Annotated in this window: 25 protein-coding genes; 22 read left to right on the top strand and 3 right to left on the bottom strand. The window is 67.3% G+C overall.

All coding sequences use genetic code 11. The annotated features are described in order from the left end of the window. Nucleotides 1-31 precede the first annotated feature (31 nt). The 10 genes from AC1DZY_RS10635 to AC1DZY_RS10590 all read left to right on the top strand — a co-directional run bounded on the left by AC1DZY_RS10635 (nucleotide 32) and on the right by AC1DZY_RS10590 (nucleotide 11,545). Nucleotides 32-928, top strand: coding sequence for a LysR family transcriptional regulator (locus tag AC1DZY_RS10635; protein ID WP_476820083.1), 897 nt, complete (start codon nucleotides 32-34; stop codon nucleotides 926-928). Nucleotides 929-1,127: 199 nt separating this feature from the next. Beyond that, complete coding sequence (locus tag AC1DZY_RS10630; protein WP_476820082.1) at nucleotides 1,128-1,934, top strand: carbon-nitrogen hydrolase family protein; 807 nt, start codon at nucleotides 1,128-1,130, stop codon at nucleotides 1,932-1,934. A 13-nt stretch (nucleotides 1,935-1,947) separates the two neighbouring features. Continuing rightward, nucleotides 1,948-2,616, top strand: coding sequence for an RraA family protein (locus AC1DZY_RS10625; protein ID WP_476820081.1), 669 nt, complete (start codon nucleotides 1,948-1,950; stop codon nucleotides 2,614-2,616). A 63-nt stretch (nucleotides 2,617-2,679) separates the two neighbouring features. Beyond that, the gene (locus AC1DZY_RS10620) at nucleotides 2,680-3,726 is read left to right on the top strand and encodes an ABC transporter substrate-binding protein (protein WP_476820080.1); all 1,047 of its coding nucleotides are present in this window, start codon (nucleotides 2,680-2,682) and stop codon (nucleotides 3,724-3,726) included. Between the two features lie 25 nt (nucleotides 3,727-3,751). After that, entirely contained in the window at nucleotides 3,752-4,831 is a 1,080-nt protein-coding gene (locus AC1DZY_RS10615) for an ABC transporter ATP-binding protein (RefSeq protein WP_476820079.1), read from the top strand. Further along, nucleotides 4,828-5,712, top strand: a complete 885-nt coding sequence (locus AC1DZY_RS10610) for an ABC transporter permease (RefSeq protein ID WP_476820078.1) — start codon at nucleotides 4,828-4,830, stop codon at nucleotides 5,710-5,712. Before AC1DZY_RS10615 ends, AC1DZY_RS10610 begins: the two co-directional genes overlap by 4 nt. Before the next feature lie 12 nt (nucleotides 5,713-5,724). Continuing rightward, a complete protein-coding gene (locus AC1DZY_RS10605; RefSeq protein WP_476820077.1) occupies nucleotides 5,725-6,519 on the top strand; it encodes an ABC transporter permease in 795 nt (264 codons plus the stop codon). 236 nt (nucleotides 6,520-6,755) lie between these two features. Continuing rightward, on the top strand, nucleotides 6,756-8,804 hold the full coding sequence (locus tag AC1DZY_RS10600; protein ID WP_476820076.1) for a hydantoinase/oxoprolinase family protein: 2,049 nt from the start codon (nucleotides 6,756-6,758) through the stop codon (nucleotides 8,802-8,804). A 24-nt stretch (nucleotides 8,805-8,828) separates the two neighbouring features. Further along, the gene (locus tag AC1DZY_RS10595) at nucleotides 8,829-10,517 is read left to right on the top strand and encodes a hydantoinase B/oxoprolinase family protein (protein ID WP_476820075.1); all 1,689 of its coding nucleotides are present in this window, start codon (nucleotides 8,829-8,831) and stop codon (nucleotides 10,515-10,517) included. Then, nucleotides 10,514-11,545, top strand: a complete 1,032-nt coding sequence (locus AC1DZY_RS10590; RefSeq protein WP_476820074.1) for an Ldh family oxidoreductase — start codon at nucleotides 10,514-10,516, stop codon at nucleotides 11,543-11,545. Before AC1DZY_RS10595 ends, AC1DZY_RS10590 begins: the two co-directional genes overlap by 4 nt. A 13-nt stretch (nucleotides 11,546-11,558) precedes the next feature. Here AC1DZY_RS10590 and AC1DZY_RS10585 read toward each other — a convergent pair whose 3' ends face one another. Next, nucleotides 11,559-12,260 (bottom strand): GntR family transcriptional regulator, encoded by a 702-nt coding sequence (locus tag AC1DZY_RS10585; RefSeq protein WP_476820073.1) that lies wholly within the window; start codon nucleotides 12,258-12,260, stop codon nucleotides 11,559-11,561. Between the two features lie 256 nt (nucleotides 12,261-12,516). Between AC1DZY_RS10585 and AC1DZY_RS10580 the strand changes: the two genes are divergently transcribed. From AC1DZY_RS10580 to AC1DZY_RS10525, 12 genes are all read left to right on the top strand, one after another. Further along, entirely contained in the window at nucleotides 12,517-14,064 is a 1,548-nt protein-coding gene (locus tag AC1DZY_RS10580) for an ABC transporter substrate-binding protein (protein ID WP_476820072.1), read from the top strand. Further along, a complete protein-coding gene (locus AC1DZY_RS10575; protein ID WP_476820071.1) occupies nucleotides 14,061-15,017 on the top strand; it encodes an ABC transporter permease in 957 nt (318 codons plus the stop codon). The genes AC1DZY_RS10580 and AC1DZY_RS10575 overlap by 4 nt, the downstream gene beginning before the upstream one ends. Then, nucleotides 15,014-15,817, top strand: a complete 804-nt coding sequence (locus AC1DZY_RS10570; protein WP_476820070.1) for an ABC transporter permease — start codon at nucleotides 15,014-15,016, stop codon at nucleotides 15,815-15,817. Before AC1DZY_RS10575 ends, AC1DZY_RS10570 begins: the two co-directional genes overlap by 4 nt. Before the next feature lie 73 nt (nucleotides 15,818-15,890). Continuing rightward, nucleotides 15,891-16,718, top strand: a complete 828-nt coding sequence (locus AC1DZY_RS10565) for a creatininase family protein (RefSeq protein ID WP_476820069.1) — start codon at nucleotides 15,891-15,893, stop codon at nucleotides 16,716-16,718. Between the two features lie 122 nt (nucleotides 16,719-16,840). Beyond that, nucleotides 16,841-17,893 carry an extracellular solute-binding protein gene (locus tag AC1DZY_RS10560; RefSeq protein WP_476820068.1) on the top strand — a complete coding sequence of 351 codons (1,053 nt, stop codon included), beginning with the start codon at nucleotides 16,841-16,843 and terminating at the stop codon, nucleotides 17,891-17,893. Nucleotides 17,894-17,904: 11 nt separating this feature from the next. Beyond that, the gene (locus AC1DZY_RS10555) at nucleotides 17,905-18,351 is read left to right on the top strand and encodes an ABC transporter ATP-binding protein (RefSeq protein ID WP_476820067.1); all 447 of its coding nucleotides are present in this window, start codon (nucleotides 17,905-17,907) and stop codon (nucleotides 18,349-18,351) included. Continuing rightward, nucleotides 18,255-18,959, top strand: a complete 705-nt coding sequence (locus tag AC1DZY_RS10550) for an ABC transporter ATP-binding protein (RefSeq protein ID WP_476820292.1) — start codon at nucleotides 18,255-18,257, stop codon at nucleotides 18,957-18,959. The genes AC1DZY_RS10555 and AC1DZY_RS10550 overlap by 97 nt, the downstream gene beginning before the upstream one ends. Continuing rightward, nucleotides 18,956-19,795, top strand: coding sequence for an ABC transporter permease (locus tag AC1DZY_RS10545; protein WP_476820066.1), 840 nt, complete (start codon nucleotides 18,956-18,958; stop codon nucleotides 19,793-19,795). Before AC1DZY_RS10550 ends, AC1DZY_RS10545 begins: the two co-directional genes overlap by 4 nt. Then, entirely contained in the window at nucleotides 19,792-20,580 is a 789-nt protein-coding gene (locus tag AC1DZY_RS10540; protein WP_476820065.1) for an ABC transporter permease, read from the top strand. Before AC1DZY_RS10545 ends, AC1DZY_RS10540 begins: the two co-directional genes overlap by 4 nt. A gap of 66 nt (nucleotides 20,581-20,646) precedes the next feature. Further along, nucleotides 20,647-21,327: an RraA family protein gene (locus tag AC1DZY_RS10535; RefSeq protein ID WP_476820064.1), complete on the top strand. Its 681-nt coding sequence runs from the start codon at nucleotides 20,647-20,649 to the stop codon at nucleotides 21,325-21,327. Between the two features lie 8 nt (nucleotides 21,328-21,335). Next, on the top strand, nucleotides 21,336-23,009 hold the full coding sequence (ggt, locus tag AC1DZY_RS10530) for a gamma-glutamyltransferase (protein ID WP_476820063.1): 1,674 nt from the start codon (nucleotides 21,336-21,338) through the stop codon (nucleotides 23,007-23,009). A gap of 25 nt (nucleotides 23,010-23,034) precedes the next feature. Further along, nucleotides 23,035-24,000, top strand: coding sequence for a 2-hydroxyacid dehydrogenase (locus AC1DZY_RS10525; protein ID WP_476820062.1), 966 nt, complete (start codon nucleotides 23,035-23,037; stop codon nucleotides 23,998-24,000). 24 nt (nucleotides 24,001-24,024) lie between these two features. On the opposite strand, the gene AC1DZY_RS10520 is transcribed toward AC1DZY_RS10525, so the two are convergent. Then, nucleotides 24,025-25,050: an SIS domain-containing protein gene (locus AC1DZY_RS10520; protein WP_476820061.1), complete on the bottom strand. Its 1,026-nt coding sequence runs from the start codon at nucleotides 25,048-25,050 to the stop codon at nucleotides 24,025-24,027. Continuing rightward, nucleotides 25,043-25,939, bottom strand: a complete 897-nt coding sequence (locus AC1DZY_RS10515; protein WP_476820291.1) for a carbohydrate kinase family protein — start codon at nucleotides 25,937-25,939, stop codon at nucleotides 25,043-25,045. Before AC1DZY_RS10515 ends, AC1DZY_RS10520 begins: the two co-directional genes overlap by 8 nt. Between the last annotated feature and the right edge of the window lie 17 nt (nucleotides 25,940-25,956).

Raw genomic sequence — 25,956 nt, 5'->3', positions numbered from 1 at the left:
CCGCTCCTCCCTCACGCGAAGCAGCTTCGACTTGAACCTCAAATTCCTCGAAACCTTCGTCTGGGTGGCGCGGCTGCGGAATTTCTCGGTCGCCGCCGACAAGCTCTGCACGACACAGGCCGCGGTCTCGAACCGGATCGCGACGCTGGAGCGCGAACTCGGGGTGCGCCTGTTCGAACGCGATTTGCGCACCGTGAGCCTGACCTCGCACGGCCAGCGCGCCCTGCCGCAGGCCGAAGCGATCGTGCGCATGGTCGGCGAACTCGAACGCCTGGTCGGCGATAGCGGCCAGATGCGCGGCAACGTGATGATCGGCACGGTCGATACGGTCGTCTATGCGTGGCTGCCGCGCCTGATCGAGCGGGTGAAGGAAGCCTATCCGAACGTCACCATCGACCTGAACGTCGACACCAGCCTCAATCTCGCGCGCCAGATCCAGGACGGCCAGATCGATCTCGGCCTGATCATGGGGCCGGTGGTTGCGCCCCACATCCGCAACATCGAGCTGGGCGTCTTCGACTGCCTCTGGATCGGCTCGCCGCGACTGACCCTGAAGCCGGGCCGTCTCGCCATCACCGATCTCGTCGACTATCCGGTCTTCGCCTATTCCAAGGGCTCGCAGCCGCATCAATCGGTGCTGCGCGCGATCGAGCTTGCCGGCATCGGCGCAGGCGCGATCCGGGTCTTCAACTCCAATTCGCTGGCGACGATCACGCGGCTGATCCGTGACGGCGTCGGGGTCGCGGTCCTGCCGCAGGTCGTGGTGCAGGAGTTCCTCGACAATGGCGAACTCGACGTGCTCGATGTCGAGGCGAAGCTGCCGCCGCTGCATTTCCACGCCGTCTTCACCGACACGCCGGGCAATGCTTTGCCCGCGCTGATCGCCGATATGGCGGTTGAAATCGCAGCCGGCCACGCGCGTGGCTGATCGCGCTTGACCTGCCCGCAAATGCGGCATCGCCTGACCATGCCGCTCTCATAAGCAATTCTTGTCGAGCCGGACAAGAATTTCGCGTTTGCCGGAGCCAGCGGGGTTTGGTCTGCTGAGAAGAGTTGGTTTCGAGCATGGTGCCGTCCGAAAACCGGCCACCACTTTTCGGCATCATGCTCGCGCAGGGAGAACGCCGGTGAAAGTCTCGCTCGTCCAGATGAACTCGCAGGACGACAAGTCCGCGAACCTGAAGATGGCCAGGGCCATGATCGAGAAGGTCGTCGCCGAGGACAATCCCGATCTCGTCGTGCTGCCAGAGTATTACGCGTTCCTCGACGGCAACGCCCAGGCGATGCGCGACAGCGCCGAGACCTTTCCCAATGGCGAGAGCTACCGGCTGATGTCGGGTCTGGCCGAGAAGCACAAGATCACGCTCCATGCCGGCAGCGTCTGCGAGCGCGACGGCGACGATTATTTCAACGCGACGATCGTGTTCGGGCCAGACGGCAAGCAGATCGCGCATTACCGCAAGATCCACCTGTTCGACGTCGATGCGCCCGGCGGCGTCAGCTACCGCGAATCCAACATGGTCTCGCGCGGCGAAGACGTGGTGACCTACAAACTGAACGACGCCACGATCGGCTGCGCGATCTGCTACGACATCCGCTTCCCCGAACTGTTCCGCAAGCTGCGGGATGCGGGCGCCGACATCATCGTGCTGCCGGCGGCCTTCACGCTGATGACCGGCAAGGACCATTGGGAGCTGCTGGCCCGCGCCCGGGCCTGCGAGACGCAGACCTGGTTCCTCGCCACCGGCCAGACCGGCACGCACGCCCAGGGCAAGAACGCCTGCTACGGCCACTCCATGGTGATCAACCCATGGGGCCATATCGCTGCGCAGGCGTCCGACGGCGTCGGCACGACCAGTGCAAGGCTCGATTTCGACTACACCGCCAAGGTCCGCGCGGCTGTGCCGGTCGCCAATCATCACGTCATCGCCTGAGCGGACAAATCCCATGTTCACCGTCAACGCCATGCCCCCGCAGATTTCTCCCGAACTCGTCGCCCTGCTGGAGCAGTGCGAGGTTGCGACCATCGGCCATGTCCTGCATTCGGGCTTCGTCGACCGCGAGATCCGCGCCGTGCTGCCGACCAAGCGTGTCGCCGGCACGGCCGTGACCATCCGCATTCCTCATGCCGACTCGACGGCGCTGCACTACCTGACCAGTATGGTCCGGCCGGGCGACGTCGTCGTGATCGACCGCTGCGGCGACGACAAGCATGCCTGCTGGGGTGGCGTCGTGACCCATGCGATGAAGAATGCCGGCGTCGCGGCCGGCGTCATCGACGGGCCGGCGACCGACTTCTCCGAGATCGTCAAAACGGACATGCCGATGTGGTGCCGCGGCCCCTCGCCGATCACCACCAAGATCCTCGGCACCGAAGGCGCGATCAACGTACCGGTCAGCGTCGGCGGCCAGACCATCGAACCCGGCGATGCCGTGCTTTGCGACGAGAGCGGCGTGGTCGTGCTCAAGGCCGCGACGGCGGAAGCCTATGCGCGGCGCGCCATCGCAATGCAGCAGCAGGAACTCGTCCTGCTCGAACGCCTGCGCAAGGGCGAGACGCTGCCCGACATTTCCGGCGCCACCGCCATGGTCGAGGGCAAACTCGCCACGGCATGATCAGAAAATTGGCCTGACGACGGGCGGATAACCGCCCGCGCATCACAACAGAGGGGATTTCGCATGCAGAATTCGACGAAACTCGTGATCGCAGCCGCATTGGCCTGCGTTCTCGGCACGCCTGCCGCCATGGCGCAGCAGACCGTGACCGTGATGGCCTATTCCGGCCTGTTCCAGGAGCGCTACACCAAGGCCGTGGTCGAGCCCTTCATGAAGGCCAATCCCGGCATAAAGATCGAATATTTCCCGATGCCGAACTCGGCTCAGATGCTCGGCAATCTGCGCGCCCAGAAGGCCGCGCCGCAGGCCGACGTCGTGATCATGGACGTCTCGGTCTCGAAAGCCGCGACCGACGAGAAGCTGCTGACCAAGATCGACGAAAAGAGCGCGCCCAACGTCGCCGAACTGTTCCCGGCGGCGCGCATCCCCGATGTCGATGGTGTGGCGGTGACCTTCGACAACCTCGTGATGCTCTACAACACCGACGCGGTGAAGGAGGCTCCCAAGAGCTGGATGGACCTCGCCGACAAGAAATACGCCGGCAAGGTCGCGATCCCCGGCATGCCCGACATTCAGGGCCTCTCGCTGGTGCTGATCCTCGACAAGGCGCGTGGCGGCACGAACTATCTCACCAGCGTCGACAAGGGCATCGCGGCGATGGGGGAGATCGCCCCCAACGTCCAGACCTGGGAGCCCAAGCCCGAGGTCTACGTCACGATCATCTCCGGTCAGGCGACGATCGGGGCCGGCTGGAACGCCCGCGCCCAGGTCAACACCGACACCTCTAACGGCAAGCTCAAGGCGGTTCTGCCGTCCGAGGGCTCGGCCTTCCAGATCAACACGATCAACCATGTCGCCAACGGGCCGGGCAAGGACGCCGCCAAGACTTTCATCAACTACGCGTTGAGCCAGGAGGCGCAGAAGGCCTTCACCGAGAGCATGTTCTACGCCCCGACCAACGCCAAGGCGCAGATCTCGCCCGCCGCCATCGACCGCACCGCCGTGAAGTCGATGGACAAGGTGATCGCGATCGACTGGATCGCGCTCGCCAAGGTCCGCGAGCCGATCATGGAGCAGTGGCGCCGCAAGGTGATCCCGCTGAGCCGCTGATCGAACCGAAGGACCCGAGACGATCATGACCGACCGCCGCGATACCGTTGCCAGCGAGGGCTTCCTCTCGATCCGGGGCCTGACCAAGAGCTATGGCGGCTTCAAGGCGGTCGACCATCTCGATCTGGAGGTGCCTAAGGGCGAGTTGATCGCTTTTCTCGGGCCCTCGGGCTGCGGCAAGACCACCTCGCTTCGGATGATCGCCGGCCTCGTGCCGGCGACGTCTGGCCGGATCGTGGTCGGCGGGCAGGACCTCACCGAGTTTCCAACCCATCGCCGCGACATGGGGCTGGTCTTCCAGTCCTATGCGCTGTTTCCGCATATGAGCGTGGCGAAGAACGTCGCGTTCGGGCTGGAGATGCGCAAGGTTGGCAAGGACGAGATCGCACGGCGGGTAAAAGAGGCGATCGCGCTGGTGCATCTCACCGGCAAGGAAGAGCACAAGCCGACCCAGTTGTCGGGCGGCCAGCAGCAGCGCGTGGCGCTGGCCCGGGCGCTGGTGGTGTGCCCCTCCATCCTGCTGCTCGACGAGCCTCTGTCCAATCTCGACGCCAAGCTGCGCGACGAGATGCGCAACGAAATCCGCGACATCCAGAAGCGACTCGGCATCACCGCGATCTTCGTGACCCATGACCAGGTCGAGGCGCTGACCATGTGCGACAAGGTCGTGGTGATGAACCAGGGCCGGCTCGAACAGCTCGGCACGCCGGTCGATCTCTATGAGACGCCGAAGACAGCCTTCGTCGCCGGCTTCGTCGGGCGCAGCAACAGGCTGAAGGCAGTGGCGAAGGACGGCGCAGCGGAATTCGCCGGCCAGCGCATCGCCGCGCCCGCCGACCTGTCGGGCCCGGTCGAGGTCATGATCCGTCCGCACCGCGTCATGCTGTCGACGGCCGGGAGCACAGCCGGCGACCACCGGGTTTCAGGCATCGTCGCCCGCACCATCTTCGCCGGCGACATCCTGCAATATGATGTCGACGTCGCCGGGCAGATCGTCTGCGTCGAACTCGCGACGCGCGGCGGCGAGACCGTGCTGGAACCGGGCGCCCCGGTCAGCCTGTCCTGGCGCGCTTGCGACGTCTTCGTCTACGGGGCCGCCGCGTGAGCGCCGCTGTCGCCATCGCGGGTCCCGCGCCGGTCGTGGAGGAGCGCCGGACCGGGTTGTTGCTGGTCGTGCTGCTGCTCGCGCCGATCGCGCTGGTCAACGGGCTCGGCTTCCTCGTCCCGGTGATCAACCTCGCGCGGATGTCGTTCTACGCGGTCGAGCCCACCGGCGCGATGCGCGAGGTCTACGGGCTGGTCACCTGGCTCGCCGTGTTCAGCGACACCTTCTATGCCGAGCTGATCGTCAACAGCATCTCGGTCAGCCTCGGCATCACGCTGGTCACCCTGCTCTGCTCCTATCCGATCGCGCTCTATCTGCACCGCTCCAGCGGGACCTGGCGCACCATCCTGCTCGTGCTGGTGATCTCGCCGCTGCTGACCTCGGCGGTGGTGCGGACCTATGGCTGGATCGCGATCCTGTCCGAGAACGGGCTGGTCAACAACGCGCTGACGGCGCTGGGCGCAACGCCGATCCGGCTGATGTTCAACAAGACCGGCGTCGTCATCGGCCTCACCGAGATCCTGATGCCCTACATGATCCTGGCGCTGATGGCGGGCTTCGGGCGGCTCGACTCCCGCGTCGAGGAAGCCGCCTCGACGCTGGGCGCGACGCCGTTCCAGGTGTTCCATCGGGTGATCCTGCCGCTGACGCTGCCGGGCATCGCGCTTGGCTGCCTGCTCTGCTTCGTGCTGGCGGTCTCGTCCTTCATCACGCCAAAGCTGCTCGGCGGCGGCCGCGTCTTCCTGCTCGCGACCGAAATCTACGACCAGGCGATCGTGACGCTGAACTGGCCGCTCGCCGCGACGCTCTCGATCCTGATCCTCGTCATCTTCGGCGGGGCGCTGGTGCTCTACAGCCGCGCCTTGCGCGCCGTGATCTGAGGGAGGTGCGCCATGGATGAACGGCCGGTCTCCCTGACCCTGAAGCTCATGGCGCTGGCGATGTTCGCGTTCCTGCTCGCGCCGCTGATCGTGGTCGTGCCGATCTCGTTCTCGGGCGACAACTACATGATGTTTCCGCCCTCGAGCTGGAGCCTGAAATGGTATCCGGCGATCTTCGCCGACGGGAAGATGACCTCGGCGTTCTGGACGAGCCTGCTGCTCGCCTTCGTGGTAACGATCATCAGCCTGCTCGTCGGCCTGCCGGCGGCCTATGCGCTGGTCCGGCTCAAGCCGCGCGGTTCGGAAGCGTTGGCTGCGCTCTTCACCGCGCCGCTGCTGCTGCCGACGATCGTGCTGGGGCTGGCCATCCTGGTCGTGTTCTCGCGCTACGGGCTGCTGGCGAGCTTCAAGGGCCTGGTCGCAGCCCATCTCGTGGTGACGCTGCCCTATGCCATCCGCGTGCTCTCGACGGCGCTGGCGACCTTGCCCATCCCGGTCGAGGAAGCGGCAGCGACGCTGGGCGCCTCGCCGCTGACGGTGTTCTGGCGCATCACCCTGCCGATGATGCGCTCGGGCCTGATCGGCACGACGGCTTTGTGTTTTCTCGTCTCCTTCGACGAGGTCGTGCTCTCGCTGTTCATGACCGGTCCGCGCATCTCGACGCTGCCGGTCGCGATGTATCACCATGTCGAGCAGCAGGCAGACCCGCTGGTCGCGGCGCTCTCGGTGCTGCTCGTCGTGCTCACCCTTCTGATCGTGCTGGTGGTCGACCGGACCTCAGGCCTCGCCAGGACCTTCGTGAAATGACCTCGCTCGGAAACACTCCGTCATTCCGGACAAGCCGCGTAGCGGCGCCGATCCGGAATCCATCGAAAGGCGTTGCGCTCTACGATGGATTCCGGGTCTCCGCTGCGCTGCGCCCGGAATGACCGCGCATCTTAGACGACGAGCCTGCCGGCTCTAGAATCGCCGAACCGAACGCCTTCCTTCGCAAGACATGACCCGCTCGCCAGCCGCGCGCGGGAATACCGGAGCTTTGCCCGATGCAACAGGATATCCGCATCGCCGTCGATATCGGCGGCACCTTCACCGACATCGAGATCCTCGATGCGGCCACGGGCGCGATCCACCAGATCAAGACCCCGAGCACGCCGGCCGACCCTTCGATCGGTCTGCTGACCGGCATAAGGCAGGCTTCGGAGCGCTTCGGCTTTCCGATGGCGGCGGTGCAATACCTGCTGCACGGAACGACGATCGCGACCAACGCCGTGCTCGAACGCAAGCTGCCGCTTGGCGCGGTCGTCACCACCGCCGGCTTCGAGGACGTGATGCAGATCGGGCGGCATGGCCGCACCGATGTCTACGCGATCACGCTCGCCCAACCAGAGCCGCTGGTGGCGCGACGCCACTGCTTCGGCGTGAAGGAGCGCGTCAATGCCGGCGGTGATATCACCGTCCCGCTCGACGAGGACGGCGTGCGTCAGATCGCGAGAGAATTGGCCAAGGTCGAGGTCAAATCCGTCGCCGTTTGCCTCCTGCACGCCTATGCCAATCCCGCTCACGAAAGACGCATCGGGGCGATCCTCGCCGAGATGCTGCCGGGGGTCGCGATCACGCTGGCCTCCGACATCTCGCCGGAAATCCGCGAATATGAGCGCATGTCGACGACGGCGCTGAACGCGATGCTGGTGCCGATCGTGCAGCGCTACACCGACCGGCTCGCGGGGCGGCTGAAGGACGAGATTCCGGCGGCGCAGGTCTATCTCGTGCAGTCCAACGGCGGCGTCTCCGGTCTCGCCAAGGCCGGCCGCGAGCCGGCGCGCCTGCTGCTCTCGGGGCCGAGTGGCGGGGCGGCCGCCGCCAGACGCCTCTCCGCGGAACTCGCCGAACCCAACCTCGTCGCGGTCGACATGGGCGGCACCTCGTTCGATGTCTCGGTCGTCCATGACGGCGCCATCGCGATGGTCAACGAGGGCGAGGTCGACGGGCTGCCCGTGCGCCTGCCGATGATCGAAATGCGGACCATCGGCGCGGGCGGCGGCTCGATCGCCTGGGTCGACGAGGGCGGGCGGCTGCGCATCGGCCCGCACTCGGCCGGAGCGGACCCAGGCCCCGCCTGCTATGGCCGGGGCGGCACGCAACTGACCGTCACCGACGCCAACCTCCTGCTCGGCCGGCTCGATGGTGCGAGCTTCATGGGAGGGGCGATGCCGCTCGACCGCGAACCGGCGCGCAAGGCGGCCGAAGCCATCGCCGCGAAACTCGATCTCACGGTCGATCAGGTGGCGGCCGGCGTCATCGACGTCGCCAATTCGGCGCTTGCGACCGCGACGCGGCTTTCGCTGTTCGAGAAGGGCATGGACCCGGAGGATTTCGCGCTGCTCTCCTTCGGCGGCGCCGGCGGCGTCCATGCCTGCGAGGTCGCCGAGGAACTCGGGATCAGCCGTGTGATCTTCCCGGCCCATGCCTCGACGCTTTCGGCCTGGGGTATCCTTTGGTCCGACATCGCCCATGATCTCAGCGCGACGCAGATCGGGCTCCTCTCCGAACTCGCCGCCACGCTCGGCGACAAGGCGACGCGTCTCGTCGCGGAAGCGAAGACGCTGTTGTCCGAGGATGGCGTGCCCGACGCGGCCCAGCGCTTCGAATGGGCGCTCGACCTGCGCTATGCGGGGCAGGCCTTCGATCTGCGCGTGCCGCTCGAAGCCGCCGATTTCTCCACAGAGGGCGTTACCAAGGCGACGGCGGATTTCCACGCGCTCCACCGCCAGCGCTTCTCCTATGACGAGCCCGCTGTGCCGGTCGAGATCGTCGCGCTCAGGCTGAAGGCCGTCGGCGCGCTGGCCAAACCGGTGCCGGCGCATGGCGTCGTGGCCGGGACCGACACCACGACTCGTAACCGCCCGGTTCATGGCCGCCACGGCGCGGTCGCCACGCCTGTCCATGACCGCGACGCGATCAGCCGCACGACGCCCGTCGCCGGGCCGGCGATCGTCGAGGAGCCCTACACCTCGATCTACCTTCCCGCCGGCTGGACCGTCCTGACCCACGCGTCGGGCGCGCTCGTCGCCGACCGCAGCGTCAGCCATTGAGGGCCTGAACCCATGACCGAACACATGACGAGCATTGACCCGATCCGCCTCGAAGTGATCCGCAACGCGCTCGTCGCGGCGTCGGAGGAGATGAGCATCACGATCTGGCGCACCAGCCGCTCGACCGTGGTGCGCGAGATCCTCGATTTCTCGACCGCCGTCTTCGACGCTGAAGGCTACAACATCGCCCAATCGGCCCGCATCCCGGTTCACCTCAACTCGATGTCGGACTGCCTGCGCACCATCCTCGACCGGTTCATCCCGCTGGAGCAGTGGAACGACGGCGATGTGATCGTCACCAACGACCCTTATTCCGGCGGCCAGCACCTGTCGGACATCCAGACTTTCCGGCCGGTCTTCGTCGATGGCAAACGCGTCGGCATCGTCGGCACGCTCTGCCACCATGTCGATGTCGGCGGCGCGGCGGCAGGCAGCTACTATGCCGCCGCGACAGAGGTATTCCAGGAAGGCATCCGGATCCCGCCACTGCGGCTGGTGGACCGAAATGTGCTGAACACGGGCGTCTTCGAGATGCTGCTGCACAATGTTCGCCAGCCCGACGAGACGCGCGGCGACCTCAACGCACAGATCGCCGCGCTCGGCATCGGCGAGCGGGCGGTGGCGCGCATGGCGCGCAAATACGGCGCGGGCCAGCTCGCCTCGGCGATGGCGGCGATCCTCGACGGTTCCGAGGCGATGATGCGCGCCGCGCTCGAAAAGCTGCCCGACGGCGAGGCATCCTTTACCGAACTCGTCGACGATGACGGCCAGTCCGACGAGCCGATCAGGCTGTCGGTCAGGATCGTCAAGACCGGAGCCGCGATCGCGCTCGACTTCACAGGGTCGAGCCCGCAGGTGAGCGGCCCGATCAACAACACCAGGGCGATGACCTGCTCGGCCGTCTACTATGCGCTTCTGGCCGCGCTCGGCGGCGACATCCCCGCGAACTCCGGCTGCTACAGGCCCGTCAGCGTGACCCTGCCCGAAGGCAGCGTGGTCGATGCCGTGTTTCCCGCACCGGTCGCCGGACGCATGGTCATCAACCATCGCATCGCGATCGCGGTCTTCGGGGCGCTGGCTGAGATTTCCCCGGAGCGCATCCCGGCAGCCTATTACGCGATCTCCTACGTCTATGCCCTTCAGACCGTCGGCAGGCAGGGCAAGCGCCAGGTCTATTTCGACATCGAGGTCGGCGGCTGGGGCGGCCATGCGAAGGGCGACGGCGCGAGCGCGCTCTCCTGCGGCCTGCACAACAACACCAACGCGCCCATCGAGATGGTTGAGGCCAAATACCCGGTCACCTTCACGAAATACGGGCTGATCCCCGATTCCGGCGGCGCCGGCGAATTCCGCGGCGGGCTGGGTCTCGTGCGGGAATGGCGGCTCGAATCGGATTCCGGCAAGCTCGGCGCGCATTTCGAGCGGTTCCGCTTTCCGCCCCACGGCGTCCATGGCGGCCAGCCGGGATCGCTGAGCAGCATGACGATCACGCATCCCGACGGCTCGCGAACGGCCCTGCGCTCGAAGATCTCGGGCATTCCGCTGAAACGCGGCGACATCGTCACCATCGAGACCTCGGGCGGGGGCGGTTTCGGCGATCCGCTGAAGCGCGATCGGCAGCGCATCGCCAAGGATCTGGCGGATGGCATGGTCACTCCTGAAAAGGCTGCGTCTCTCTACGGTGCAGGCGTCACCGAGGAGGAGGCGGCATGAGCGCACATCAATCCGCCGACAGCGTCCGGCTGTCACTCGCCGATGTCGAAGCGCTGACGCAACGGGCGCTGCTGGCCTGCGGCGTCGATCCGCGCAACGAGAGTGCGATCACCGCCTCGGTGGTCGCGGCCGAGGCCGAGGGCATCCACAGCCATGGGCTGGCGCGGCTGCCGACCTATTGCGAGCATGCCAAAGTCGGCAAGATCGACGGCAGGGCGCGTCCGGTTCTGGACAGCCCGAAGCCTGGGCTCGTCCGCGTCGACGCCAAGGGCGGCTTTGCCCATCCCGCGATCGATTTCGGCCTGCCGGCGCTCTGCGCGGCGGCAAAGGCGCAGGGCATCGCGGCGCTCGCCGTCAGCAATTCCTATAATTGCGGCGTCGTCGGCTACCATGTCGAGCGGATAGCGCAGCGCGGGCTGCTGGCGCTGGGCTTCGTCAACGCCCCAGCCTCGATCGCGCCGATGGGCGGGACCAGGCCGGTCTTCGGCACCAATCCGGTTGCGCTTGCCGTGCCGCGCGCCGGGGCAGAGCCGCTGGTGCTCGACCAGTCGTCAAGCGTCGTCGCCAAGAGCGAGATCGTCGTGCATCAGCAGCGTGGCGAGGCGATACCGCTGGGCTGGGCGCTCGACCGCGACGGCAATCCGACGACCGATCCAAAGGCGGCGCTCGCGGGCGGCACGATGCTGCCGGCCGGCGCCTACAAAGGCGCGGGGCTCGCGCTGATCGTCGAGATCTTCGCGGCCTGGCTGACGGGAGCCAACCTCTCGATCGACGCCTCGTCCTTCGCCGACAATCTCGGTGGCTCGCCGCGCACCGGGCAATGCTTCATCGCGATCGACTACGCGGCCATGGCCGGCGACGGCGCGCCCGAGCGGCTGGAGCGGTTATTCGCTGCGATCACAGTGCAAGAGGGTGCAAGGCTCCCCGGCGGCCGGCGCAGCAGCGCGCGCAAGCGCACGGCGCAGGACGGCATCTCGATCCCGCGCAAGCTGCTGGCGACGATCGAGGCCTATGCGAGCCCGGCCTGACCCGGGCGCGCTTTCAAAGCGTCTCGTCGCGGCCGCTGACGAGCGCGTATCCCGGCAGGCGCGAGACCACGCCCATGACCGGGCGCAAATGCTGTTCGAGGATCGCGCGCGCCTGCGGCTCGTCCCAGACGCGCAGCGCCGCGAGCAAGGCGCGATGCTCGTTCTGGATACGGGCCATCCGGTTGGGATCGACGCTCAGCGCGGTCATGGCGACGCGCTGCTGGCGCGAGTCGAGCGACTGATAAAGCTCCGACAGCACCTCGTTGCCGAGCGCCGCGACCATGGTGAAATGGAACCGGCGGTTGAGCTCGACCCGCGCGAAATGATCGGCGTCGACGACCTGGTCGATCCGGTCCAGGATGATGTCGAGCTTTGCCGGCAGCGGAATCTCCTCCTGGCAGATGCGCGCGACGGCGTAACCCTCGATCATCCGGCGGGTCTCGTAGAGATGGGCGAGCTCCTGGGCCGTGACCTGCCGGACCATGGCGCCGCGCCGGGGCAAAAGCTCGATGAAGCGCTCGGCCTCCAGCCGGTGGAACGCCTCACGCACCGGCGTCCGCGACAGGCCCATCGCCGAGGAAATCTGCTCCTCCTCGATGAAGGAGCCGCCGGCGAAATGCCCGCGCAGAATCTGCTCGCGGACGCGGAGATAGACCCGCTCACGGGCAGGCTTGCCATCCATCCCGTCGATCTCGTCGCGCTTCATCGCCTTCATGGACAATCCGCCTGCCAGTCGCGTGCCATCACCGGGTATGCTGTAGACAGCAAAAAATCCACCACGTATACATGACGCATCATGAAAGCGCGCAAAGATCAAGCTGGACCTTTGGAGAGCGACGCCGCGACCGGGGCGAACTGGCCGCCATCGCTGCGCCGCGCTTCATGATGGCGCTATTCTTGCTCAACGAACCGGTGTCGAATGCAGGTCTGCCGCCGGAGCGGAGCCCGCCCCGCCTGAAGAGGATCAGCGCATGACGATCTCCGAGAAGACGATCTCCCGCCGGACCATTCTGGGCGCAGGCCTGGCCGCTCCTGTTCTGGTTTCGCCGCTGTTGTCCCGGCCAGCCTCGGCCCAGCGCGCCAACGGCGTCCTGCGCTTTGGCCTCTCGGCCTTTCCGCCCAATCTCCAGCCCTGGGTCTCGACTGGAGCCTCCGCAGGCACGGTCAAGATGCTGACGCATCGCAGCCTGGTCTCCTACGGCCCCAACGGTGAATTGCGCGGCGAACTGGCCGAAAGCTGGTCGATCGACGCGCAGGGCGGCTGGGTCTTCAAGCTGCGCCAGGGCTGCCTGTTCCATAATGGCGAGCCGGTCACGGCCGATGACGTCAAATGGTCGATCGAGCAGATCGCCGGGGAGAAATCGACCGCCTATATGCGGGCGCAGTTCCAGGGCGTCGACAAGATCGAGATCGTCGATCCGGGCACGATCCGGCTCGTCACCAAGGAGCCGCAGGCGACGCTGCCAACCTGGTTCGCCAACTACAACACCTTCGTGATCTGGCGGAAATCGCCGGCCAACGAGCCGGTCGGCGCCGGCCCCTTCAAGCTCGTCGGCCAGGAGCGCGGCACCTCGCTCGACCTCGCGGCCTTCGACAAGTTCTACAAGCCGGGCTTTCCCAAGCTGAAGGGCATCAAGTTCATCGTCTATGCCGACGAGAACCTGCGCAACGCCGCGCTGATGTCGGGCGATGTCGACATGATCGAGTATGTGCCGTGGCAGTCGATGGCCGCCGTCGAGGGCGAGCCCCGGCTGAAGCTCGATTCCGTCGAGGGGCCGTTCATGGACGTGCTGTTCAACGGCACCAAGCCGCCCTTCAACGATGCGCGCGTCCGCCGCGCGGTCGCTCATGCGGTCAAGCGCGACGACATCGTCAAGGCTGCGTTCTTCGGTCGTGGAAAAGCGCTGGAAGGCTTGCCGATCGTCGAGGGCACGCCCTGGTACGACAAGGATCTGGCGCGCGGCTGGAACTACGACCCCGCCCGCGCCAAGGCGCTGCTGGCGGAGGCGGGCTACGCCAACGGCTTCCAGACGACGATGCTCTCGACGGCCCAGTTCGGCATGCACAAGGACACCGCCGAGGTCGTGCAGCAGCATCTCGCCGCGATCGGGATCACCTGCGAATTGCAGCTTCCAGACTGGTCGACCCGCGTCAGCCGGGGCATTCGCGGCCAGTACGACATGGCGATCCATGGCGTCTCGGCCGACAACAACGACCCCGATGGCCTGACCGTCGTGCTCGACACCTCGCTCTCGGCCAGCCATGGCCGCTCCTTCAAGGTCGATGCGCCCCGCACCATCGCCGCGCTCGCCAAAGGTCGCGGCGAATTCGACCAGGCCAAGCGTATCGACATCTATAAGGAGATGCAGCGGGCCGCGCTCGAGGAGGTGCCGCTGGTCGGCCTCGCCTGGCGCTCGCAGGGCTACGGCATGGACAAGGGCGTGAAGGGCTTCACCAACCTGCCGGGCGCGCTGACGACCTCGTCGGGCGGCATGCTGGAAGAGACCTTCTTCGGATGAGCGCGGCCTGGCTCGTCCACCGGATCGCGACGTCGCTGTTCCTGGCCTGGGTGGTGGCGACCATCGTCTTCCTGGCGCTCCACATGGTGCCGGGCGACCCCGCCGAACTACTGCTCTCGACAGGTGGCATCTCGCCAGACCCCGTCGCCGTCGCCGAACTGCGCGAGAAGCTCGGGCTCGACCGGCCGCTGCTGGCGCAATACGGCTCGTTCCTTGGCGGCGTGGCCCGGGCCGATCTCGGCAACTCCCTGGTCGACGACTACCCCGTGTTGAGCGAGATCGGGCTCCGGCTGCCGCGCACTCTGGAGCTGATCCTGGCCGGCACGCTGTTTGCCATCGCGATCGGCGTCCCAGCCGGGATCTACGCCGCCGTCCATCGCGGCGGACGCTTCGACCGCATCGCATCGGGCGTCACGGCGCTTTTGCTGGCGATCCCCGTCTTCGTCGTCGGCACGCTGCTCGTGCTGCTGATGGCGCAGACACTGCGGCTGATGCCGGCGGGCGGCTTCGTCGCGCTCTCGCAGGATCCCGCGCAGCATTTCAAGCTCCTGACCCTGCCGGCGATCGCGATCGGCAAGGGGCTCGCGGCCGTGCTCTTCCGGATGACGCGCGCCTCGATGCTGGATGCGCTGGCGCACGACTATGTCCGCACCGCCCGCGCCAAGGGGCTGTCGCCGCGCCGGGTGCTGATCGTCCATGTCCTGCGCAACGCGATGAACCCGGTGCTGACTGTGCTCGGGCTGCATATGGGCACGCTGCTCGGCGGCACGGTGCTGGTCGAATACGTCTTCAACTGGCCGGGCCTCTCGACACCGCTGCTGCGGGCGGTCGAGGCACGCGATTACCCGATGGTGGTCGGCATCATCCTGACGATCTCGGTCCTGTTCCTGCTGATCAACCTGATCGTCGAACTGATCCATGCGCTGATCGACCCGAGGATCCACGCGGCATGAAGCGGCTCTGGCTTCCCGGCGCGTTTGTCGCGCTGATCATCCTGATCGCGATCGCCGCGCCCCTGCTTGGCCTGCCCGATCCCGTGCGCCAGGACATCGCGCGGCGCCTCGCATCGCCGACCGCGAGCTCCTGGCTCGGCCGCGACGAATTCGGCCGCGACGTGCTCTCGCGCCTGATCTGGGGCGCGCGCACCAGCCTCGGCGTCGCCTTCGCCGCCTCGCTCGTCGCCTGCATCGTCGGCACGACCTTCGGCCTGATCGGCGGCTGGGCGAGCGGGTTCTACTCGTTCATCACGGTGCGCAGCATGGAGATCATCATGTGCTTCCCGCCCGTGCTGCTGGCGCTGCTCGTCGTGACGCTGCTGGGGCCGGGGGCGGCGACGCTGATCCTCGTGCTGTCGGTGCTCTATCTGCCGGGCTTCGCGCGCGTGACCTATACCGAGGTGCTGGCGGTGCGCGGGCGCGAATATGTCGAGGCGGCGCGCTCGCTCGGCGCAAGGCCTTCGCGCATCCTGTTCCGCACCGTGCTGCCCAATATCGCCGGCCCGATCCTGGTTCAGCTCTCGCTGGCGGTCGCCGCCGCCGTCGTTCTGGAGAGCGGCCTCTCGTTCCTGGGGCTTGGCGTCGTGCCGCCCGCGCCATCCTGGGGGCTGATGATCCGCGGCGCGCGCGCCACCATGGAGCAGGCGCCGCTGCTGCTGGTCTGGCCCTGCGCCGCGCTGACGCTGACGATCCTCGCGATGAACCTGCTCTGCGACGCGATGCGCGACGCGGTCGATCCGCGCACCTCGGGGCGATGACGCCCCTCCCCACGCCGGACGGTTTTCGCCCGGCGCCTCGACCACCCACCAGATAAATCCAGGGACCAAGCCGATGGCAGCCAAGACAGACCCCCTCGTCCATATGGGGACGATCACCGGCGGCGAGGCCCGCCAGATCCTCGACGCCAACCCGATCATCCTGCTGCCGATGGGCAGCCATGAGGACCAGGGTCCGCATGCGCCGATGGGCGACTATCTGCTGGCCGAGAAAATCGCCGAGCTCGCCGCGATCCGCGCCTCGAAGGCCGGCACGCGCACGCTGGTCGCGCCCGTGCTGCCCTTCGGCGGCGCCGACTGGTTCGGCTCGATGACCGGCGGCATTGCGATTTCGCAGGCGACGCTGACCGCCGTCATCGGCGAGATGGTCGACAGCTTGCATCGCAACGGCCTGACCCGGATCATCGTGATCAACGGCCATGGCGGCAATGTCGGGCCGATCGCGGAGGTGGCGCGCGAGCTCTATCTGCGCGAGCAGATCGTGCTGCCGAGCCTTTATCTATGGCGCATCGGCTACGGCCTGCTGCCGGGCATCCTCGGCGGAGCCGACAAGGCCGCGGCCGTGGCCGGACACGGTTCCGACCCGCTGACCTCGATCGGCATGCACCTGTTCCCCGAGCTGATCCGCAAGGATCTGATCCCGGCGGGCAAGCCGCTGAAGCGCGATCCGCTGCTCGACCTGCCCTTCACGGGCCTGGGCACGGCGAGCTTCGACGGCCACGAGGTCGCGATGCCCAACGAATATGACGAGGTCTACAATCTCGGCGTCGCGAAGGGCGACCCGAAGCTCTGCTCGGCTGAAACGGGTGCCGCGCTGACCGAAAAGCTGACCGACATCTGCGCCCGCTTCATCGCGCATTTCGCGGCCAAGGTCGCAGCCTGACGTCACGCAGGCGAACATGGCCGGCGGCGCATGGACGCCCTGTCGCCGCCGGTCATGACACCTGCTTCGCCGCGTCCTACCAATGAGCCGTCACTGACGGCCCGAACCGCAAAGGTGTTCCCATGCCGACACGGCGCCTTCTGATCCAGGCCGGCCTCGCCACACTCGCCGCACCCGCCATCGTCCGGGCGCAGGGGCTCGGCGGCACGATCTCGCTGATGTCCTATGCCGGCATCTTCCAGGACAACTACGTCAAGACGGTCGTCGAACCGTTCCAGCAGGCCTTTCCGGGCGTGAAGGTCAATTACGTTCCCGGCGGCTCCTCGGCCCAGATGGTCGGCGCGATCCGCGCCCAGAAGGCCGATCCGCAGGTCGATGTCACCATCATGGACGTGACGACGTCGAGCATCGGCAACAGCGAGGGCCTGTTTTCGAAGCTGACACCTGCCGACGTGCCCTCGCTGACGGAGTTGCTGCCCGAAGCGCGTGCGGCCGGCGGCGAGTACGGTCCCGCCGTCACCTTCGACCATCTCGTGCTGGTCTACGACACGCAGCTCAAGCCGCCGCTCGAAAAACTCGCCGACCTCTGGCGGCCCGATCTGAAGGGCCAGCTCGCGGTCTCCGCCCCACCCAACATTCAGGGCCTGTGCCTCACCGCCATGGTCGAAAAGATGATGGGCGGCGACCACACGAAATCGATCGATGCGGCGATCAAGAAACTGCGCGAACTCGCGGCCTCGGTGAACACCTTCGACCCCAACCCGGACGGCTATTCGCTGATCCTGAACGGCGTGGTCAAGGTCGCGACCGGCTGGAACGCGCGCTCGCAGCTCTTCGCCGACCAGACCGGCGGCAAGATCGGCGCCTTGTTGCCGCCCGAGGGCTCGGTTTTCCAGATCAACACGATCAGCCTGACCGCCGGCTCGAAGAACGCACCCGCCGCGACTGCCTTCGTCAACTACGCGCTCTCGCAGACCGCTCAGAAGGCCTTCACCGAACGGATGTTCTACGCGCCGACCAACGGCAAGGCCATGATCGAGCTCAAGGCGATCGCCCGCACCGCAGCCGCGCCCGAAAGCCGCGCCCGCATGATCGGCCTCGACTGGAACGAGGTCATCAAGGTGCGCGACCAGTGGAACAACCGCTGGCGGCGCGAGGTGATCGCGGCGCGTTGAGACGACAGTCGGTGGCGTATCTCGAGCTCAGCAATCTGCGGAAAAGCTACCGCGATTCCGTCGCCGTCGACGACGTCTCGCTGTCGGTCGCGCGCGGGGAATCGGTCGCGCTGCTCGGCCCGTCCGGCTGCGGCAAGACGACGACGCTGCGCATGCTGGCGGGGCTGGTCGAGCCCGATCGCGGCGCGATTGCGCTCGATGGTAGCGAGATCACGCGCCTTCCCGCCCATAAGCGCAATATGGGTTACGTCTTCCAGTCCTATGCGCTGTTTCCCCATCTCAGCGTCGCCCGCAATGTCGGCTTCGGATTGGAGGAACGCAGCGTCGGCCGGGCCGAGATCACAGGCAGGTCGCCGAAGCGCTGGCGCTGGTCAGGCTGTCGGGTCTCGACGCCCGCCGTCCGCGCGAGCTTTCGGGCGGGCAGCAGCAGCGCGTCGCCCTGGCGCGGGCGCTGGTGATCCGTCCGTCCGTGCTGCTGCTCGACGAATCGCTGTCCAATCTCGACGCCAAGCTGCGCGACGCGATGCGTCACGAGATCCGCGCGATCCAGCGCTCGCTGGGCATCACCACGCTGTTCGTCACCCATGACCAGGTCGAGGCGCTGACAATGTGCGACCGGATCGCGGTGATGAATCGCGGCCGCATCGCCCAGATCGGCACGGCGCAGGATATCTATGAGCGTCCGGCGACCCGCTTCGTCGCCGAATTCGTAGGCCGCGCCAACGCCTTGCCGGCCGAGCGCGATACAGGTGGCCGCGCCGTGCTGTGGGGTGCGACCCTGCCGGTCGCCGCACCGCCGACGGGCGCTTTCGACCTGTTCGTGCGGCCGCAGCGCATGCGGATCATGCCGGTGTCGGAACCCGTCGCCGAGGGCATGGCGCGCGTGCCAGGCCGCGTGCTGCGGAGTGTCTTCGTCGGCGACCATGTCGAGGTGCTGGTCGAGGGCGCGGGCGGGCAGCTCACGGTCGAGATGCAATCGGGCGCGACGCCGCCTGTGGAGGGCAGCGAGGTCGCGGTGATCTGGCAGGCCGGCGACACCCTGCCCTTCCCGCGCGAGACGCCATGACCGGCGCGCGGCTCAAATGGCTGCTACTGCCCGCCGCGCTGTCCGTACTGGCGATCTACGCCTGGCCGACGCTGCTTTTGTTCCGCAACGCCTTCAACGAGGTCGGCCCGACCGGCGCGATGATCGAGGCCTGGTCGCTCAAGACCGCAGCCGAGGTGTTTCATGACAGCTTCACCTACGAGCTGACGCTCAATTCGCTCTGGCTTTCGCTGAGCGCCACGCTGATCGCGCTCGCTTTGTCCTATCCCGTCTCGCTGTTCCTGTTCCGCACGACCTCGCGCTTTCGCGGGTTGCTCGCCGTCATCGCGATCATGCCGATGCTGATCTCGGGCGTGGTGCGCGTCTTCGGCTGGCTCGCTATCCTCGGCGACCGAGGGCTCGTCAACACCGTCGCGCAGGGTCTAGGGCTGATCACCACACCGATGCGGCTCGTCTTCAACTGGACCGGCGTTACCATCGGGCTGGCCGAGAGCATCATGCCCTACATGATCCTGGCGCTGCTGGCGGGTTTCGGCCAGCTCGACCGCACGCTGGAGGAAGCCTCGCGTTCGCTTGGCGCCTCGCCGGTGCGGACTTTCTGGCGGGTGACGCTGCCGCTCAGCCTTCCGGCGCTGGCGCTGGCGGCGGGGCTTGGCTTCGTGCTCTCGATGTCGGCCTACATCACGCCAAAGCTGCTCGGCGGCGGGCGCGTCTTCGTGCTGGCGACCGAGATCTTCGAGCAGGCCACGACCAACACCAACTGGCCGGTCGCGTCCGTCTTCGCGATCTATACGCTGGTGCTGTTGCTCGTCTTGCTCATCGCCTCCAATATCGCGGCGAAGGGATTGCGGCGATGACCGGCGCGGGTCCTGTCCTTTCCGGCATCGCGGCCGTCGTCTACGTGCTGATCCTGGCGCCGATCGCCGTCGTGGTGGCGCTCGCCTTCTCGGCCGACAGCTTCATCCTGTTTCCGCCTTCGGGCTATTCGCTGCGCTGGTTTGAAGCGCTGGCCGAGCATGCGCCCCTTGCCAAGGCGCTATGGCTCAGCGTGCAGGTCGCCTGCGTGGTGACGCTGCTCTCGCTGACGCTCGGCGTGCCCGCCGCGTTGGCGCTCGACAAGGGCGATTTCGCCTGGCGCGACGGGCTGACAAACTTCTTCCTCGCGCCGCTGCTGCTGCCGACGCTGATCACGGGGCTGGCGCTGCTTTTGTTCTTCACGCCGCTCAAGCTGACAGCGACGCTGCCCGGCCTCGTGCTCGGCCATATGACCGTCACCCTGCCCTTCGTCATCCGAATGATGACGACGGCGTTCTCGACGCTCCCGCACGACATCGAGGCTGCTGCCGCGACGCTTGGCGCAAAGCCCTGGCGCGTGGTCTGGCGTGTGACGCTGCCATTGGCCACGCCCGGCCTGATCGCCTGCGCCTGTCTGTCCTTCCTGCTCTCCTTCGACGAGACGGTGATTTCGCTGTTTCTGTCGGGACCGCGCGCGGCGACGCTGCCGGTCGAGATGGTGCGCTATGTCGAGGGCCGCACCGCCCCCCTGATCGCGGCCCTTTCGGTCGTGCTGATCGTCGCGACGCTGATCGTCGTCGTCATCGTGGAACGTCTCGTCGGCGTCGCGCGCGCCGTGGGGCGATAGAGCATGAGCACGATGTCGCCCGAAAACCGGTTCCCACTTTTCGGCATCAAACCTTAGGAGAAGACCATGCCCGATTACCGCATCGAAGCCATGCCGGAACAGCTCCCGGCCGCTCTCGTCGAAAAGCTCTGCCGCGTCGAGACCGCGACCGTCGGCCACTCCCAGCACTGGGGCTTCATGGACCGGGGCATCCAGCCGCTGCTGCGGGCCAAGCGCATTGCCGGAGCCGCCGTAACGCTCGCCATTCCCGGGCAGGATTCGACGCTGCTGCACCATGCGCTCGGCCTGCTGCGTCCGGGCGACATCCTCGTCGTCGACAGGCTCGGCGACGACAAGCATGCCTGCTGGGGCGGCGGCGTCACCATCGCGGCGAAGGCCGCCGGTGCTGTCGGCGGCATCGTCGACGGACCCTGCACCGACCTTGCCGAGATCGAGGATTCGGACTTCCCGATGTGGTGTCGCGGCATGTCGCCGATCACGACAAGGCTCTACAATCTCGGCGGCACGCTGAATCTGCCGATTTCCTGCGGCAATGTTCCGGTCAAGGCCGGCGACGTCGTCATCGCCGACGAATCCGGCGTGCTGGTGCTGCCGCGCGGCGAAGCCGAAGCGATCGCGGATGCGGCGCTCGCCCGGCAGGAGCGCGGCGAGCGCAACCAGGACCGCGTCAAGGCCGGCGAGAAGCTCGGCGATCTCTCGGGCGCGACGAAGATGGTGCTCGACGCAATCGCGGCGGCAAAAAGTTGAGACCGGCGATGACCGCTCCCGCGCCCCGTATCGCGACCTTCGCCTGCGAAAAGAAGCCCGCGACGGGCTCGCGCGGGATGGTCGTCACCAACCACCCGCTCGCCTCGGCCGCCGGTTCTCAGATGCTGCTGGCCGGCGGTAACGCCGTCGATGCCGCCGTCGCCGCGCTGTTTGCGCTGACCGTGGTCGAGCCGATGATGGTCGGCATATTGGGCGGCGGTGTCGCCCATATCCGCTTGGCCGATGGCCGCCATGTCGTGCTCGACGGCCTCTCGACCGCGCCGGGCAAGGCGACGCCGGAGATGTATGACTGCGTTTCCGACGAGATCGGCCGGGCCCGCGAAGTGCGCGACCGGCTGAACGTCATCGGGCCGAAGGCCGTGGCGGTGCCGGGCGCGCTGGCGGGCTGGTGCGAGGCGCTGGCGCGCTTCGGCACGCTGCCGCTGGCCGAGGTGCTGCAGCCCGCGATCGCCCTCGCCGAACGCGGCTTCGTCATCAGCCCCTATCTCTCGAACTGCATTGGCGACCATGTCGCCGATCTCTCGCGCGATCCGGGACTCGCCGCACTGTTCCTTTCGGGCGGCGAACGATTGCCCGCCGGTGCGAGGCTGATGCAGGCGGATTATGCGAAAAGCCTGAAGCTGATCGCAAAGGACGGCCCCGCCGCGCTCTATGGCGGTCCGCTCGGCGCGGCGCTAACGGACTTCATGGCGGCCAATGGCGGGCTGATCGATCAGGCGGACCTCTCCGGCTACAGGGTCGTCGAGCGCGAGCCCGTGCGCGGCAGCTATCGCGGTTACGAGATCGTCGGTCCGCCGCCGCCATCCTCGTCGGGCGTGCACATCGCGCAGATGCTCAACATCCTTGAAGGGTACGACATCGGCGCGCTCGGCTTCGGTTCGGCCGATGCCGTGCATCTGCTCGCGGAAGCGCTGAAGATCGCTTTCGCCGACCGGGCGGTCGCGACCGCCGACCCCGCCTTCGTGCCGGTGCCGGTCGCCCGGCTGATCGACAAGGGCTATGGCGCCGAGCGCCGGGCGCTGATCGACATGGCGCAGGCCAGGAGCTGGAGCGCCGGCATTTCCGGCGGGGAATCGGCTGATACCACCCATGTCACGGTCGCCGACGCGAACGGCAACGTCATCACCACCACGCAAACGATCAACGGGCTGTTCGGGGCCTGCACGCAGATCCCCGGCACAGGGATGCTGACCAACAACTACATGTATAATTTCGACCCGCATGCCGGCCGCGCGCTCTCGATCGCGCGGGGCAAGCGCGTTTTCACCTCAATGGCGCCGATGATCGTGCTGAAGGACGGCAAGCTTGCCTTCGCGCTTGGCCTGCCCGGCGCGCTGCGCATCTTCCCTTCGGCCATGCAGGCGATCGTCAACCTGATCGACCATGGCATGAGCCTGCAGGAAGCGGTCGAGGCCCCGCGAATCTGGACGGAGGGCGGCGTGCTCGAACTGGAGGCGGCGATCCCCGACAGCGTCGCCGAGGACTTGACCGCGCGCGGGCACAAGGTCGTGCGCTCGCCGCGCGTCGCTGGCGGCATGAATGCGATCGCCTTCAACGACGACGGCACGCTGACGGGCGCGGCCTGCTGGCGCGCGGACGGCACGCCGGTGGCCATCTCCGGCGGGCTGGCGCGTGCCGGCATGAGCTTTTCGACGAACTGACCCTTCAAGACACTGGATCGAGACCATGACCGAGACCATCGTCCTCCTCGACATGACCACGCCCGAGCGCGCCGACAGGATGCGCGCCCTGCTGCCGCCAGGTTTCGTGCTGACCCATGGCACGGCGCGCGGCGATGAGCACATGAAGGAGATCATCGCGCAGGCCGACTACGCCATCTCAGGCCAGGTCGGCGTCTCCCGCGAGGTGCTCGCCGCTGCCCAAAAACTGAAGCTGCTGCACAAATGGGGCGTCGGCGTCGACAATATCGACGTGACGGCTGCACGCGAACTCGGCATCAGGGTCGCCCGGACGACCGGCAGCAACGCCGTGCCGGTGGCCGAATTCGCGCTCGGGCTCACGCTCTCGGCCCTGCGTTTCATCGGCTATGGCCATGCCGAGCTGAAGAAGGGGCATTGGGCCACGGGGCACCTGCCCGGCGACACATTTACGCTCTCGGGCAAGACCGTCGGCATCGTCGGCTTCGGCGCCATCGGCAAGAATGTCGCCAGGCTGCTCAGGGGCTTCGGCTGCACAATCCTCTATTCCAAGCGCACGCCGCTCGATGCGGCCGAGGAAGCGGCGCTCGGGGTGACATACGCCACGATGGCGGAGATCCTGGCACAGGCCGACGTCGTCTCGCTGCATTGCCCGCTGACGCCGGAAACCACGAACCTGATCGACGCGGTCGCTCTGCGCGCGATGAAGAAGACGGCCGTATTGATCAACGTCGCGCGCGGCGGCGTCGTCAACGAAGCCGATCTGGTCGTGGCCCTGCGCGCCAGGGAGATCGCGGGCGCGGCGATGGATGTCTACTCGATCGAGCCGCTGCCGGCAGACAGCGATCTGCTGACGCTCGACAACCTCGTCGTGACGCCGCATCTCGCCGCCATGGCCGCCGACAACTTCGCACCGACGGTATCGCGGATGTTCGCGAACATGGCCCATGTCTCGCGCGGCGAGCCCGTGCCCCCGCTCGACGTCGTGGTCTGAGCGCGGCGCGGCCAGGCCGGCTCATCAGACCGTCTGCGTCACCTTGAGCAGATGCGGAGGCCGGTCGGGATCGAGCCCGCGCGCGGCGGCGAGACCGGCAATAGCGCCATAGAAGGCGCGCGCCTGGGCGAGCGGCACGAGCGCGGCCGAAACATCATCTGGCATCGGCAGGTGCAGGCCCTGCGCCTCGCCAGCGCCGGCATAGGCGATCTGCGCTCCGAAACGTGCCAGCGTCACGGCGACGGAGCGCGTGCTCTCGCTGCCCTCGTCGGCAGGATCGAGCACCAGCGCGGGAAAGCCGGGGCCGACCAGCGCGAGCGGCCCGTGCAGCACTTCGGCGGCGCTGAACGCCTCGGCATGGATGCGGCAGGTTTCCTTGAACTTCAGCGCCATCTCCTGCGCGATACCCAGTCCGAGTCCGCGTCCGATGACGAAAAGGCTTGTGGCGCGCTCCAGTGTCGTCATGGCCGGCCGCCAATCGCAGTCGCCGGCCTCCGCCAGGACATCAGGCGTCCGCTCAAGCGCCGCGACGAGCTCACGATCGCCTGACCAGACCGAGGTCAGATGGAGCAGCGCGACGCAGGTCGCCAGGAAGCTCTTGGTCGCGGCGACGCTGCGCTCGGGCCCGGCATGGAGCGGGATCAGCACATCAACCAGCTCCGCCAGCGGCGAGGCCTCGTCATTGACGATACCGACGACGAGCGCACCGCTGCGCTTGGCCGCTTCGGTCAGCCGCAACGCATCGGGGCTGCGGCCCGACTGCGAGATGGCGATGAAGAGCGCGCCGGCGAGATCGGGCTCGCCGCGATAGACCGAGGCAAGGCTCGGCCCCAGCGATGCGACAGGCAGGCCCAGCGTCATCTCGATCAGGTATTTGCCATAGGTCGCGGCGTGGTCAGACGAACCGCGTGCGCAGGTCGCCACGAAGGCCGGCTTCATCCCGCGCAGGCGCTGCGCCAGATCGACCATGACGACAGCGTTGCCGGCGATCTGCCGACGCGCGACATCGGCCGCCTCGCCGGCTTCCAGAGTGAGCAGAGCTTCAGGCATGGACCGATCCGTGTTCGGCGAGCAGCCTTGCGGCAATGGTATCGACATCGGCGCGCCGCAGGCGTTCGCCAGCGCCGCCGACGCTTTGGACCGAGAGCGTGCCGCAGGCGATGCCTTCGGCCAGCGCCTGTTGTGGCGAACGTCCGGCGCGCCAGGCGCTAAGGAAGCCCGCATTGAAGGCGTCCCCGGCTCCGGTGGTGTCGACCACCGATCCGACGCGAGGTGTGGGCAGCCAGTGCCGCAGGTCGCCCTCGAACAGGCCCGCGCCATGCGCGCCGTCCTTGACCACGACGACCGGAAAATGCCGCGCCAGCCGCGCTCCGGCCTCGTTGAGATCATCGCAACCGGCGATGGCGCGCGCCTCGACCGCATTGGGGAGGAAGACATCGACGCCGGTGCAGCGCGAGACCAGCTCTGCGTCCCGGATCAGAGCGTCGTCCCAGCTCGGATCGAGCGAGACGCTCAGGCCGCGCAGTTTTGCCGCCGAGATCAGTCCCGGAATTTCCGAAAGCGTCGCGAATTCAGCGATGTGGAGATGGCGCGCGCGCGGGCTCGCCATCGCCTCGTCCAGGGTCGCTGGCCTGGCCGAGCCGGCACGCCTCGACAGGAAGGCGCGCTCGCTGCCCTGCACCATGACGACCGTCACTTGCGGACCAGCCGCGGCCGAGCGTTCGAGCCAGTCGAGATCGACGTCGCTGTCCTCAAGCGCCGGCGCGATCGCCTTGGACAGAGGGTCGGTCCCGATGCGGGCGACGAGCGCGGCGGGCTGGCCGAGCGAGGCCAGATGGGCCGCGGTGATGAAGGCGCCGCCGCCGGGCACGACCGAGAACTCGCGCGCGAAACGCTCCTCGCCGAGCGCCGGCAGCGCCTCCAGCCCATGGAAGACCATGTCGCAATAGAGCCGGC

The sequence above is a fragment of the Allobosea sp. P2_A10 genome, assembly GCF_056405115.1.
Note: the sequence above shows the minus strand (reverse complement) of the source record. Positions and strands in the feature narration are given on the sequence as shown.

Bases quoted from the DNA above. Each gene is read 5' to 3' on its own strand.
- AC1DZY_RS10625 (WP_476820081.1), top strand. From the start codon at position 1,948: ATGTTCACCGTCAACGCCATGCCCCCGCAGATTTCTCCCGAACTCGTC.
- AC1DZY_RS10620 (WP_476820080.1), top strand. From the start codon at position 2,680: ATGCAGAATTCGACGAAACTCGTGATCGCAGCCGCATTGGCCTGCGTT.
- AC1DZY_RS10615 (WP_476820079.1), top strand. From the start codon at position 3,752: ATGACCGACCGCCGCGATACCGTTGCCAGCGAGGGCTTCCTCTCGATC.
- AC1DZY_RS10605 (WP_476820077.1), top strand. From the start codon at position 5,725: ATGGATGAACGGCCGGTCTCCCTGACCCTGAAGCTCATGGCGCTGGCG.
- AC1DZY_RS10600 (WP_476820076.1), top strand. From the start codon at position 6,756: ATGCAACAGGATATCCGCATCGCCGTCGATATCGGCGGCACCTTCACC.
- AC1DZY_RS10595 (WP_476820075.1), top strand. From the start codon at position 8,829: ATGACGAGCATTGACCCGATCCGCCTCGAAGTGATCCGCAACGCGCTC.
- AC1DZY_RS10590 (WP_476820074.1), top strand. From the start codon at position 10,514: ATGAGCGCACATCAATCCGCCGACAGCGTCCGGCTGTCACTCGCCGAT.
- AC1DZY_RS10585 (WP_476820073.1), bottom strand. From the start codon at position 12,260: ATGAAGGCGATGAAGCGCGACGAGATCGACGGGATGGATGGCAAGCCT.
- AC1DZY_RS10580 (WP_476820072.1), top strand. From the start codon at position 12,517: ATGACGATCTCCGAGAAGACGATCTCCCGCCGGACCATTCTGGGCGCA.
- AC1DZY_RS10575 (WP_476820071.1), top strand. From the start codon at position 14,061: ATGAGCGCGGCCTGGCTCGTCCACCGGATCGCGACGTCGCTGTTCCTG.
- AC1DZY_RS10570 (WP_476820070.1), top strand. From the start codon at position 15,014: ATGAAGCGGCTCTGGCTTCCCGGCGCGTTTGTCGCGCTGATCATCCTG.
- AC1DZY_RS10565 (WP_476820069.1), top strand. From the start codon at position 15,891: ATGGCAGCCAAGACAGACCCCCTCGTCCATATGGGGACGATCACCGGC.
- AC1DZY_RS10560 (WP_476820068.1), top strand. From the start codon at position 16,841: ATGCCGACACGGCGCCTTCTGATCCAGGCCGGCCTCGCCACACTCGCC.
- AC1DZY_RS10545 (WP_476820066.1), top strand. From the start codon at position 18,956: ATGACCGGCGCGCGGCTCAAATGGCTGCTACTGCCCGCCGCGCTGTCC.
- AC1DZY_RS10540 (WP_476820065.1), top strand. From the start codon at position 19,792: ATGACCGGCGCGGGTCCTGTCCTTTCCGGCATCGCGGCCGTCGTCTAC.
- AC1DZY_RS10535 (WP_476820064.1), top strand. From the start codon at position 20,647: ATGCCCGATTACCGCATCGAAGCCATGCCGGAACAGCTCCCGGCCGCT.
- ggt (WP_476820063.1), top strand. From the start codon at position 21,336: ATGACCGCTCCCGCGCCCCGTATCGCGACCTTCGCCTGCGAAAAGAAG.
- AC1DZY_RS10525 (WP_476820062.1), top strand. From the start codon at position 23,035: ATGACCGAGACCATCGTCCTCCTCGACATGACCACGCCCGAGCGCGCC.
- AC1DZY_RS10520 (WP_476820061.1), bottom strand. From the start codon at position 25,050: ATGCCTGAAGCTCTGCTCACTCTGGAAGCCGGCGAGGCGGCCGATGTC.
- AC1DZY_RS10515 (WP_476820291.1), bottom strand. From the start codon at position 25,939: ATGGTCTTCCATGGGCTGGAGGCGCTGCCGGCGCTCGGCGAGGAGCGT.